This window comes from Cognatiyoonia koreensis, assembly GCF_900109295.1.
Lineage (GTDB): Bacteria > Pseudomonadota > Alphaproteobacteria > Rhodobacterales > Rhodobacteraceae > Cognatiyoonia > Cognatiyoonia koreensis.
In genome coordinates this window covers 226,122-238,370 of record NZ_FOIZ01000001.1, presented here as the reverse complement: position 1 = coordinate 238,370, position 12,249 = coordinate 226,122, and the positions used below count along the sequence as shown (strand labels likewise).

General features: G+C 58.8%; 11 protein-coding genes. 7 read left to right on the top strand and 4 right to left on the bottom strand.

Annotated elements, in window-relative coordinates; genetic code table 11:
- Positions 1-23: 23 nt before the first annotated feature.
- Complete coding sequence (locus tag BMY44_RS01125; protein WP_089989235.1) at positions 24-1,550, bottom strand: cryptochrome/photolyase family protein; 1,527 nt, start codon at positions 1,548-1,550, stop codon at positions 24-26.
- Entirely contained in the window at positions 1,544-2,197 is a 654-nt protein-coding gene (locus tag BMY44_RS01120; protein WP_089989234.1) for an SDR family NAD(P)-dependent oxidoreductase, read from the bottom strand. Before BMY44_RS01120 ends, BMY44_RS01125 begins: the two co-directional genes overlap by 7 nt.
- A 231-nt stretch (positions 2,198-2,428) precedes the next feature.
- Here BMY44_RS01120 and BMY44_RS01115 point away from each other — a divergent pair, with 231 nt between their 5' ends.
- The 7 genes from BMY44_RS01115 to BMY44_RS01085 all read left to right on the top strand — a co-directional run bounded on the left by BMY44_RS01115 (position 2,429) and on the right by BMY44_RS01085 (position 10,702).
- Positions 2,429-3,988: a 2-isopropylmalate synthase gene (locus BMY44_RS01115; RefSeq protein ID WP_089989231.1), complete on the top strand. Its 1,560-nt coding sequence runs from the start codon at positions 2,429-2,431 to the stop codon at positions 3,986-3,988.
- A gap of 212 nt (positions 3,989-4,200) precedes the next feature.
- A complete protein-coding gene (locus BMY44_RS01110) occupies positions 4,201-5,238 on the top strand; it encodes a rod shape-determining protein (RefSeq protein ID WP_089989229.1) in 1,038 nt (345 codons plus the stop codon).
- Between the two features lie 24 nt (positions 5,239-5,262).
- Positions 5,263-6,165: a rod shape-determining protein MreC gene (mreC, locus tag BMY44_RS01105; protein WP_089989226.1), complete on the top strand. Its 903-nt coding sequence runs from the start codon at positions 5,263-5,265 to the stop codon at positions 6,163-6,165.
- Entirely contained in the window at positions 6,158-6,697 is a 540-nt protein-coding gene (locus BMY44_RS01100) for a hypothetical protein (protein ID WP_089989224.1), read from the top strand. Before mreC ends, BMY44_RS01100 begins: the two co-directional genes overlap by 8 nt.
- Positions 6,694-8,634 carry a penicillin-binding protein 2 gene (mrdA, locus tag BMY44_RS01095; RefSeq protein WP_089989221.1) on the top strand — a complete coding sequence of 647 codons (1,941 nt, stop codon included), beginning with the start codon at positions 6,694-6,696 and terminating at the stop codon, positions 8,632-8,634. Before BMY44_RS01100 ends, mrdA begins: the two co-directional genes overlap by 4 nt.
- Positions 8,631-9,770, top strand: a complete 1,140-nt coding sequence (gene rodA, locus BMY44_RS01090) for a rod shape-determining protein RodA (protein WP_089989218.1) — start codon at positions 8,631-8,633, stop codon at positions 9,768-9,770. The genes mrdA and rodA overlap by 4 nt, the downstream gene beginning before the upstream one ends.
- Entirely contained in the window at positions 9,770-10,702 is a 933-nt protein-coding gene (locus tag BMY44_RS01085) for a 2-hydroxyacid dehydrogenase (RefSeq protein ID WP_089989216.1), read from the top strand. Before rodA ends, BMY44_RS01085 begins: the two co-directional genes overlap by 1 nt.
- A gap of 58 nt (positions 10,703-10,760) precedes the next feature.
- Here the strand turns inward: BMY44_RS01085 and BMY44_RS01080 are convergent, their stop codons facing one another.
- Positions 10,761-11,540, bottom strand: coding sequence for an SseB family protein (locus tag BMY44_RS01080; protein WP_089989212.1), 780 nt, complete (start codon positions 11,538-11,540; stop codon positions 10,761-10,763).
- Positions 11,537-12,121, bottom strand: coding sequence for a uracil-DNA glycosylase family protein (locus BMY44_RS01075; protein ID WP_089989210.1), 585 nt, complete (start codon positions 12,119-12,121; stop codon positions 11,537-11,539). The genes BMY44_RS01080 and BMY44_RS01075 overlap by 4 nt, the downstream gene beginning before the upstream one ends.
- Positions 12,122-12,249 lie beyond the last annotated feature (128 nt).

Sequence of the window (12,249 nt, the reverse complement as noted above, 5' to 3'; positions counted from 1 at the left end):
TCCAGCCGTGATCGCGGGCGGCCTCACACCGTTTCGCCCGCGTCCATTTTGGCCAGCCAAGCACCTGCGTCTTTCAGCACTGTTTCGCGCTTGTCCGCTTCCATTCTGTCCCAGACCCGATACATCTGTGCCATACGCGGATTGCCTTCAAACCGCGCGCGATGCCGGTCGAGGAAATGCCAGTAAAGTAAATTGAAGGGACAGGCATCAGGACCGGTCTTGTCCTTGATCTTGTAGGAACAGGACTTGCAGTAATCCGACATCTTGTTGATGTAGTTCCCGCTTGAAATATAGGGCTTGCTGGCGATAATCCCGCCATCGGCAAACTGGCTCATCCCGATGACGTTGGGGGCCTCGACCCACTCGTATGCATCAGCATAAACAGCCAGATACCACTCATGCACTTCATACGGGTCGATCCCCGCAAGCAGCGCGAAATTGCCCGTGACCATCAACCGCTGGATGTGATGGGCATAGGCTTCCTCTTTCGTCTGGGTCACCGCATGATCAACGCAAGCCATCCACGTCTTCTTGCCCCAATACAGACCCGGCAACTTACGATCATGTTCCAGAATATTGCGGCTGGTATATTCAGGGCCTTCATGAAAGTAGATGCCGCGCATGTATTCCCGCCAACCAATGATCTGGCGAATGAAACCTTCGGCCGCATTGATCGGGATATCGCCGTCCTTCCACGCCTGTTCGACGGCCTGGCAGACCTCCAACGGGTCCAACAATCCCGCGTTGATATAGGCTCCGACAAAACCATGATAAAGGAACCTTTCATCCTGCATCATCGCATCCTGAAAGTCGCCAAACAGCGGTGCACCCATACGGATCCAATAGGCAAGATGCTGGCGGGCCTGACCGGTATCGGTGGCAAACCAGAATGGCGCGAGATCTCCGAAGTTGTCGCCAAAACGCTCCGCGACCAGTGTCAGAACCTCAGAAACAGTCTCATCGGGCGTGAAACGCATCGGCCCATTGAAATCGACTGATCCGGGGGCGGGCTTGCGGTTGTCGTGGTCATAATTCCACTGTCCACCAGCAGGCGCGTCACCTTCCATCATCAGGCCCGTTTTTCGACGCATGTCGCGATAGAAATACTCCATACGCAGTTGTTTGCGTCCATCGGCCCAGTTCTGAAAATCCTGATGCGAGGCGATAAAGCGGTCGTCCTCAAAGCTGGTCGCAGTCAGCGGCAATTCAGCAAGGTCACTGATGACGCGAAACTCGCCAGGTTCAGTGACAAGCACCTCGTCGGTGCCGAATTCTTCCGCGCGCCGCAGCAGTTCGGATGAAATCGATCCGCCATTCTCCGCATCTTCCAAGCGGGAATATGCCACGCGCCAGCCATCGCTTTCCAATTGAGCCGCAAACTTGCGCATAGCCGCAAAGAGAAAGGCGATCTTCTTGGGGTGATGCTGCACATAGGTCGCCTCGCCCATCACCTCGGCCATCACAACGACATCGGACGTCTTGTCCGCCTTTTTCAGCGCGGCGACGCCGGGTGACAGCTGGTCACCAAGTACAAGAACAAGCCTCACCATGGGATTTCGCTGCCATCATAGGCGTAAAATCCGCCCGTCTGATCTGGCGTCAAGGAGGTCATGACATTCACCAGATTAGTGGCAGCTTCCTCCGCCGTGACAGTCTTGTGCCGCCCCTGAAATGCAGCTGTAAACGGTGTTTCGACAGTGCCGGGATGCAGGGCGACGACAATGGATTGCCTGTGCGTGCGCTTCAATTCAATGGCCGCACCATGGACGATCTGGTTCACTGCGGCCTTTGACGCACGATAGGAATACCATCCGCCGATCCGGTTATCCCCGATCGATCCGACGCGCGCCGAAAGCACCCCGAATACCCCGCGCCCGTCCTTTGGCAAAAGCCGGGAAGCATGACGCAGCAGCAAGGCGGGACCGATGGTGTTGACCTTGAACAGATAGGACATCTCCTCGGCAGTTAATGCCGACAGGGCTTTCTCCGGCGTTCCAAGGACACCAACTGCACTAAAAACCAGGTCAAACGGACCATCCACTGCATCCATATGACGATCCACCGACTCTGCGTCTGTCACATCCAGCCCATCAGCGGAGCGTGACAGCTGCGTCACCGCAACGCCCCGCGCTTCCAGTTCTGACACAACGGCCCGGCCAATGCCGCCGGACGCCCCGATCACAAGTGCTTTTTCCATGGACCAGACCTAAGGCAATGACACGCAGCTTCCAGCTTCATCTGGCCAAAAAACTCCCGCCGGAGGCATTCCTGACTTTCCAAAAGGAAATCCAGAGGTATAGTGCCCAACATGTCGAGACTGAGCGCAACACTCTTCGCACTACTCCTTAGCCGCCTCTGAGCGTGCCATTTGGCGCGACCGCTCAGAGGGGACGACGCGCCATGACACACTCAAGCTAAGGAAACCGACATGACCGATCATGTACTGATATTCGACACCACACTGCGCGACGGCGAACAATCGCCCGGCGCGACCATGACCCATTCCGAAAAACTGGAAATCGCCGAAATGCTCGACGATATGGGCGTGGATATCATCGAGGCAGGCTTTCCCATTGCCTCCGAAGGCGACTTTGCAGCCGTCAGCGAAATCGCGAAACGCGCCAAGAACAGCACCATCTGTGGTCTGTCGCGTGCAAACTTCAAGGACATCGACCGCTGCTGGGAAGCCGTGAAACACGCCAAATCCCCACGCATCCACACCTTCATCGGCACATCGCCGCTGCACCGGGCAATCCCCAATCTCACCATGGATGAAATGGCGGAACGCATCCACGAATGCGTAACCCACGCCCGCAACCTGTCAGACAACGTGCAATGGTCATCGATGGATGCCACACGGACAGAGGAAGATTTTCTCTGCCGCACCGTCGAAATCGCCATCAAGGCTGGTGCAAGCACCATCAACATCCCCGACACTGTCGGCTACACGGCTCCGCGCGAAAGCGCGGACCTGATCCGGATGCTGATCGAAAAGGTGCCCGGCGCGGACGAAGTAATCTTTGCCACGCACTGCCACAACGATCTGGGCATGGCGACGGCCAACAGCCTTGCCGCGGTCGAAGGTGGTGCGCGCCAGATCGAATGTACCATCAACGGGCTGGGTGAACGTGCAGGCAACACCGCACTGGAAGAAGTTGTGATGGCCCTGCGCGTGCGCAACGACATTATGCCCTTCGACACCCGGATCGACACGAAAAAGATCATGCAGATCTCGCGCCGCGTCGCGACGGTTTCGGGTTTTCCGGTGCAGTTCAACAAAGCCATCGTTGGCAAGAACGCCTTTGCCCACGAAAGCGGCATCCATCAGGACGGGATGCTCAAGAACCGCGAAACATTCGAAGTGATGCGCCCCGAAGACGTGGGCCTGTCCGGCACTTCCCTGCCCCTGGGCAAACACTCGGGCCGTGCCGCGCTGCGCGCAAAGCTGGCAGAGCTGGGCTTCGATTTGGCCGATAACCAACTCAAGGACGTGTTCGTTCGGTTCAAGGATCTGGCCGATCGCAAGAAGGAGGTTTTTGACGACGACCTGCTTGCCCTGTTGAGCACAAGCGAAGGCGAAGCAGACCGGCTGAAGCTGAAAGCCCTCAAGGTCATCTGCGGAACCGAAGGGCCGCAAGAGGCGACCATGACGCTTGAAATCGACGGTGTCGCGGCGACGACAACAACGACCGGCGACGGCCCCGTCGATGCGACGTTCAATGCGGTCAAATACCTCTTCCCGCACGGCGCGCGACTGCAGCTCTTTCAGGTGCAGGCCGTGACCGAAGGCACGGACGCGCAGGCCACTGTCTATGTCCGCATGGAAGAAGATGGCCGGATCGGCACCGGCCAGTCGGCCGATACGGACACGGTCGTCGCCTCTGCCAAGGCCTATATCAACGCGCTCAACCGCTTGCTTGTGCGACGTGACCAAACCTCTGTCGGCTATGACGAGAAATCGGTCAGCTACAAAGACGCGGGAGAGTAAGCCGCACCAATGTTGAAAAAGTACAAGAATCCGCGTGTTTCAAAGGGCAAACACGCGGGTTTTGCGCAGAAAAAAACAAGCGGCAAATAAGCGCTGAAACCCTGCAAAACAGGCCTTTCCACCCCTGAACACGCATCCTATAAGGCAAGACTACCGCACTTGTGGGGAGTCGCGGTTCAAAGCTGGATATTGGGAACGGGACGCGCACGCGCATGGCACTTTTTGGCAGTTTGTTTTCGTCTGACATGGCGATCGACCTCGGCACAGCGAACACGCTCGTCTACGTCAAGGGAAAGGGCATCATCCTGTCCGAACCGTCGGTCGTGGCCTATCACGTCAAGGACGGCGTCAAGAAAGTGCTGGCGGTAGGTGAAGACGCCAAGCTGATGTTGGGCCGCACGCCGGGCAGCATCGAAGCGATCCGCCCGATGCGCGACGGTGTCATCGCCGATTTCGACACCGCCGAAGAGATGATCAAGCACTTCATCCGCAAGGTCGCGAAACGCTCCACTTTTTCCAAGCCGAAAATTATCGTCTGCGTCCCGCACGGCGCGACACCGGTGGAAAAGCGGGCGATCCGCCAATCGGTCCTGTCCGCCGGCGCGCGCCGCGCCGGATTGATCGCGGAACCCATTGCAGCAGCCATCGGCGCTGGCATGCCGATCACCGATCCAACCGGCAACATGGTCGTCGATATCGGTGGCGGCACGACCGAAGTCGCCGTTCTTTCGCTTGGCGATATCGTCTATGCCCGCTCTGTCCGTGTCGGCGGCGACCGGATGGACGAAGCTATCGTCAATTATCTGCGTCGCCAGCATAACCTTTTGATCGGTGACAGCACCGCTGAACGCATCAAGACATCTATCGGTACAGCCCGCATGCCTGACGACGGGCGCGGGTCATCCATGCAGATCCGGGGCCGCGATCTGCTGAACGGCGTGCCGAAGGAAACCGAAATCAGCCAGGCTCAGGTGGCCGAGGCGCTTGCAGAACCGGTACAACAAATTTGCGAGGCGGTGATGACCGCGCTCGAAGCCACGCCACCGGACCTCGCCGCCGACATTGTGGACCGCGGCGTCATGCTGACCGGGGGTGGTGCATTGTTGGGACAGCTTGATCTGGCGCTGCGCGAACAGACCGGCCTTGCCATCAGCGTCGCTGACGAAAGCTTGAATTGCGTCGCCTTGGGCACCGGCAAGGCTTTGGAGTATGAAAAACAGCTGTCACACGTTATAGATTACGACAGCTAAACGAAGTTTTCTAAGGGGACGCCCTTGGCGAAAGACCGCAACAGCAATGATTTCGTTGGCCCGATCCGCAGACTGCTGGTCGGGCTTTTCGTGCTGTTTCTTTTCGGGACATTTCTGGTCTGGCGGATCGACAGCCCCCGCGTCGAACGCTTTCGTCTTGCGGTGATCGATCGGGTGGTGCCGTCCTTTGACTGGGCCATGGCCCCTGTGACAGGTGTCGCGAACCTCGCCTCCGATTTCCAAAGCTATCAGCAGCTTGCCGAACAGAACGACGATCTGCGCCGCGAATTGCAGCAAATGAAGGCCTGGAAAGAAGCCGCACTGCAGCTTGAACAGGAAAACGCGCGGCTTCTGGATCTGAACAATGTGCGGCTTGATCCGCAGCTGACCTATGTGACCGGCGTCGTCATGACCGACAGCGGTTCGCCCTTCCGGCAGTCGGTTCTGCTGAACGTTGGGGCACGTGACGGTATCGTGGACGGCTGGCCGACCATGGACGGCATCGGCCTTGTCGGCAGGATCAGCGGTGTGGGGCAGGAAACCAGCCGTGTTTTGTTGCTCACCGATACATCCAGCCGGATTCCGGTGACGATCCAACCATCAGGGCAAAAGGCTATTCTGGCAGGCGACAACACACTGAACCCACCGATTGAATTCCTTGAGGACGCTGACCTCGTGCGCCCGGGCGACCGGGTGGTCAGTTCGGGCGATGGCGGGGTCTTTCCAGCCGATCTGCTGGTCGGTCAAGTCGCGCTCGGGTCTGATCGGCGGTTGCGCGTCCGTCTGTCTGCCGACTATGGGCGGCTTGAATTCCTGCGCGTGCTACGGTCCCGTCCACATGAAATGATTGCCGATCCCGGCGGGCTTCTGTCGCCCGCCACTGCTGTACCACCCGACATCGAAGCCGCAGAGGCAACAGATGGCTGAGCTTGCAAAACGACAGGTCTGGACAGGGCGCGGGATCTACCTTGCGCTTGCGATCACGATCATCTTCATCCAGCTGTTGCCGCTCGACCAACGTCCGACGCTGTTTTCGCCGCCAGATTTCCTGTTGGTGCTGACACTGGTCTGGGTCGCCCGCAGACCTGACTTTGTGCCCTTCTATATGATTGGCACGGTTTTCTTTCTCACAGATCTCTTGTTCCAGCGCCCCCCTGGCTTGATGTCAGCCCTTGTGCTCATCGCATCCGAGGTTATTCGCTCGCGTGCGCAGTCGATCCGTGATCTGCCCTTCCTGGGTGAATTCGGACTTGTGGCTTTCGCGGTGATCGCGGTCGCCGCCGTGAACCGCGCCACATTGGCCATTGTTTTGACACCGCAGCCCTATCAACTGCTGGAGCTGCTTCACATTCTCGCAACGCTAATCGCCATTCCTTTCGTCATGTTTTCAGCACAGTTTATCTTTGGCGTCCGCCGTCCCGCACCGGGACAGGTCGACAGTATGGGACAACGACTATGAAAAGGCCGAACCGCGACAACGGCGACAGCATGCGCATGATCAGCCGGCGTGGGCTGATTATCGGCGGCGCACAGGTCGCAGTGGCCGGCGCGCTTGCCTGGCGAATGCAGTCCATGCAGGTCGAACAAGCCGACCAGTTCCGCCTGCTTGCCGAAGAGAACCGCATCAATATTCGTCTGATCCCGCCCGCACGCGGCCTGATCTTTGACCGCAACGGCCACCCGCTTGCCGAGAACGAGCAAAATTACCGTGTGGTCATGGTTCGCGAGGACGCTGGCGATGTGGAAGAGGTGCTGGCCAAACTGATGCAGATCGTTGATCTGGATCCCGAAGCCGTCGCAAAGGCGGTAGAGGAGATCAACCGCCGCTCGCCCTTTGTGCCGGTCACCATTGCGGATCGCCTACGCTGGGAAGATGTGGCCGAAATCAATATCAACGCCCCCGCCCTGCCCGGCATCACGGCAGAAGTGGGCCTGTCGCGCGCCTATCCTTTCGGTGCCCCGCTTGGCCATGTGGTCGGCTATGTCGGCCCGGTCAGTGACTATGATCTAAGCCGGATCGACGATCAGGACCCGCTATTGCAGATACCGAAATTCCAGATCGGCAAGACCGGTGTCGAAAACAAGCTGGAACGTACACTGCGCGGCGCAGCGGGCACCAAACGGATCGAAGTGAACGCCCTTGGCCGTGTCATGCGCGAACTGGACCGGCAGGAAGGCACAAAGGGTGCCGATGTCCAGCTGACCATTGACGCCAAGCTGCAGACCTATTGCCAGGCGCGTCTGGACGGCGAAAGCGCGGGCGCGGTCGTAATCGACCTTGAAAACGGTGATCTCAGGGCCGTCTGCTCGTCGCCGTCATTCGATCCGAACCTTTTCGTACGCGGCATTTCCGTCAAGGACTGGGGTGATCTGAACGAAAACAAGTATCGCCCGCTTGCGGCCAAAGCCGTGCAGGGAATCTATCCGCCCGGATCGACCTTCAAGATGGTGACAGCACTCGCAGCCCTTGAAGGTGGTGTGATCTCTCCGGATGAAACGGTCTATTGTCCGGGGCATACAGATGTCTTCGGCACGCGCTTTCACTGCTGGAAACGGGCGGGTCATGGCAACATGAACCTCAACGAAAGCATCAAGCAATCATGCGACTGTTACTACTACGAAATCAGTCAGCGGATCGGCATCGACAAGATCGCTGAGATGGCGCGCAAGCTGGGCATCGGGATCAAGCATGATTTACCCCTGTCCGCGGTCGCCAACGGTCTGGCCCCCGACAAGGCCTGGAAGGCCGAGGTGCGCGGCGAAGACTGGCGCATCGGCGATACCGTCAACGCCTCTATCGGGCAGGGCTACGTGCTGACGTCGCCGCTGCATCTGGCGGTGATGACGGCGCGCATCGCGACAGGGCGCGAGGTAACACCGCGCCTGATCAAATCGGTCAGCGGTGTCGAAACGCCCAGCGGGCTGGGTGATAACCTTGGGATCAATGAAAACACGCTGCGCCGTATTCGTGCGGCCATGGACGACGTCGTCAACCACCAGCGCGGCACCGCCCGCCGGTCGCGCATTGTTGCAGATGGCATGCGCATGGCCGGTAAGACCGGCACGTCGCAGGTCCGCCGGATCACTGCCGAAGAGCGCGCCCGCGGTGTGACCAGCAACGCTGATCTGCCATGGGAACGGCGCGATCACGCTTTGTTCGTCGACTTTGCGCCAAGCGAGAATCCGAAGTTCGCGGTCGCTGTCATCGTCGAGCATGGCGGCGGCGGGTCGACTGCTGCCGCCCCGATCGCCCGCGACATCACATTGCAGGCGCTTTACGACGGCACGCCCCCGCTTGAGGCTTATCCGTCCGCCGACCGTGGCCGCATTGCCGAACAGCAAAGCCGGATCGAGGAATTGATTGCGACCGTGGATAACGTGCAGGACCGTGCATGAGTTATCTTGAGTATAACACCAAGTTTGTCCCGAGCGGGTTTCGCAAGCTGATCTACCTGAACTGGCCGGTCATCATTCTATTGACCGCCGTAGCCTGCGCAGGTTTCATCATGCTCTATTCCGTTGCTGGCGGATCGGCGAGCCCGTGGATGGAACCACAAATCAAGCGTTTCGGCCTTGGCATGGCGCTGATGATGGTCGTCGCAATGGTGCCCATCTGGTTCTGGCGCAACATGGCCGTGTTGGCCTATCTTGTGTCGATCGGTCTGTTGGTCGCTGTCGAATTGGTCGGTGCAGAACGCAACGGCTCGCAGCGCTGGCTTGATCTGGGGCCCATGGATTTGCAGCCATCCGAGTTGGCCAAGATCACGCTGGTGATGTTGCTTGCCGCCTACTACGACTGGTTGCCAGCGAAAAAGACATCGCACCCGTTCTTTGTGATCCTGCCAGTCTTTCTTATCCTTTTGCCGACATATCTCGTCCTCTCGCAGCCCGACCTTGGCACATCCTTGCTATTGGTCATCGGCGGTGGGGCGATGATGTTTTTTGCCGGCGTGCATTGGGCCTATTTCGCTGCCGTCATCGGCGCGGGCGTCAGTATGATCTACGCGGTTTTCGCCTTCCGTGGCACGCCATACCAGCTTTTGCAGGACTATCAGTATCGCCGCATCGACACGTTTCTGGACCCCGCCAACGACCCGCTTGGTGCCGGCTATCACATCACGCAGGCGAAGATCGCCCTTGGCTCTGGCGGCTGGACCGGACGGGGTTTCATGCAAGGCACGCAAAGTCGCCTGAACTTTTTGCCCGAAAAGCATACCGATTTTATCTTTACCACCCTGGCCGAGGAATTCGGCTTTGTCGGCGCAATCGCGCTCTTGGTCCTTTATATGTTGATCATCGTCTTCTGCGTGGCATCCGCCGTAACCAACAAGGATCGTTTCGCATCTCTGCTGACCCTAGGTGTTGCGATGACCTTTTTCCTGTTCTTTGCTGTGAACATGGCGATGGTCACGGGGCTGGCACCTGTTGTCGGTGTTCCATTGCCGCTGGTCAGCTACGGCGGGTCAGCGATGCTGGTTTTGCTGGGTGCTTTCGGGCTGGTGCAATCCGCCCATGTACATAAGCCTCGCTGATGCTCAACGTTCTGTTTTCTGCTGAAGACGCGCGCTGGCCCGAGTATGAAGGCCCGCTGAAACAAGCCTTTGACAAGGCCGGTCTGGACGTCGCCCTGTCGCGCGATCATGCGCCAGAAACCGTGGATTACATCGTTTTTGCCCCGAACGGCCCCGTTAGCGACTTCAGCCCCTACACCCGTTGCAAAGCGCTGCTTAGCCTTTGGGCAGGGATTGAATCCGTCGCGGACAACCAGACACTGACACAACCGCTGTTGCGCATGGTCGATCACAGTCTGACGCAAGGCATGGTCGAATGGGTTGTTGGCCATGCGCTGCGTCATCATCTTGGCATGGACGCCCATATCAACGGGCAGGACGGCGTCTGGTGCAACAAAGCCTATCCTCCTATCGCTGCGCACCGTCCTGTGACGATCCTTGGCCTTGGCGCATTGGGCGCGGCCTGTGGTCGTGCGCTTGCAGCGCTGGGCTTCCCAGTTTCGGGGTGGAGCAGGACCGCCAAGGAAATCACCGGGCTGCGCTGTTACTACGGCGCGCAAGGGTTGCAATCGGCGCTGAGCGGCGCGGAAATCGTCGTGCTGCTGTTGCCGGACACGCCTGCGACTGAAAACACCCTTAACGCGCAGACCCTGTCCCTGCTGGCCAAAGGGGCCTTTGTCATCAACCCGGGTCGCGGCCCGCTGATCGACGATGATGCCCTTCTGTCCGCACTGGACAGTGGTCAGGTCGGTCATGCAACGTTGGATGTCTTTCGCATTGAGCCGTTGCCGCCAACACATCCGTTCTGGTCACATCCCGGCGTGACCGTCACCCCGCACATCGCGTCATTCACACGGCCCGAAAGCGCGTCCGAGGTCATTGCAGCGCAAATCCTGCGTGGCGAAAACGGTGAACCGTTCCTGCATGTCGTCAACAGAGATGCAGGCTACTGAAACCCGCCAATTGTTTCGCATGCGAAACAATTTGTATTTATTTACAATATGTTAACCACTATCTCAGCTTAGGTGGCTTGTCCGGATCCGATCCGGGGGCGATGGGCATGGGGCGTGCCTTGACCGGCTCGGGCAGATCAAAGCGCAAGCCGACTTTGGCAAGACGAGCTGCCAATGGGTCTGACGATCTGCAGAACAACACGTCCATTGTGCCCGCTTCGATGCCCGAAAAGGTCAGCGCCTCGCCCGCCGCGTTGGCAAGTGCCTTTTCAGCCCCTTCCTGCGCATCGACGAAGGCAAGCACATGACCCTTCATGCCGCCATCGTAAGTGGCTGCAGCCAGATAAGCCCATTTTGCAAGGCCTGCCGCAATCGCAAGCTTGCGATCAAGACCGGTGATCACCGCCTCTGGCAGGCCGGTCGGGGCCGCGATTTCCTGTAAGCGCGCCTCTGTCTCGTCGGGCGCGTGCTGCAATATCGCCGCCAGCCAATCGACCGCTTCCGTCGGGATTAGCATGGCAGAGGGGGCGACCTCGAGGTTGAAGGCAAGGCCAATCCCCTGCCCCGTCAGCATCTGCACTAACGCCCGCCCCGGCAGCCCGGCATAAGGGGCGGCCCGCCCGACAAAATCGGCAAGCCGTTCTTCGCGGTCGAACACCAGCGCGAACTTACGGTCTTCGATGTCGAACAGCGACGGTTCGATCTTGTCGTCCACCGGGTCTGCGCCCAGCAGCATAAACAGTTCGCTGTCCGCAAGTCGTTCGTAAAACCTCAGGCGCAGCGCGTCGTCATCCGGCGCAGCTTCCATCGCTGCGTGAGCAGTATCCAGATCGGTCATGTCAGCACCTCTTGCACGCGGGCCCGCAAACCGGGCAGCACATCCTGTTCGAACCAGGGGTTCTTGTTCAGCCATCCCGTATTGCGCCACGAAGGGTGAGGCAAGGGAAAGACCGCAGGTGCATAGTCCGCCCATCTTTTGCAACGTTCAGTCACGTTCATCTTGCCGCCAAGGTGCCAATTCTGGGCATAGCCACCGATTAGCAGGGTTAGCTTGACCTGTCCGACATATTGCAGTGCCTTGTCCCGCCACGTCGCCGCGCAGATGCGGGGTGGTGGCAAGTCAGATCCGTTTTTGTCGTAGCCCGGAAAGCAGAACGCCATCGGCACAATCGCCACACGGCTGCGGTCATAGAATGTATCCTTGTCGATCCCCAGCCAGTCGCGCAGCCGATCCCCCGAGCGGTCCCAGAATGGCGTCATCGCTTCGTGTACCCGCATGCCGGGGGCCTGGCTGGCTATCAGGATGCGGGCGGTGTCGCGAAACCAGACCACCGGGCGCGGATCATGGGCCGTGTGCGTATCGGCAAATCGGTCCGCGCAAAGCCGGCAGGCGGCGATATCTTGCAAAAGGGCTGTCATCGCGTTGGGACATAGCGCCTCTGGCGGTTGGTTTCCCCCTATTTTTGCCGTAATGTTGGTAAATAACGTACGAAATGCAGCCCGTCAGGGCCTATTAACCTATTGTGGTAAACAATAGCACAGCCCAT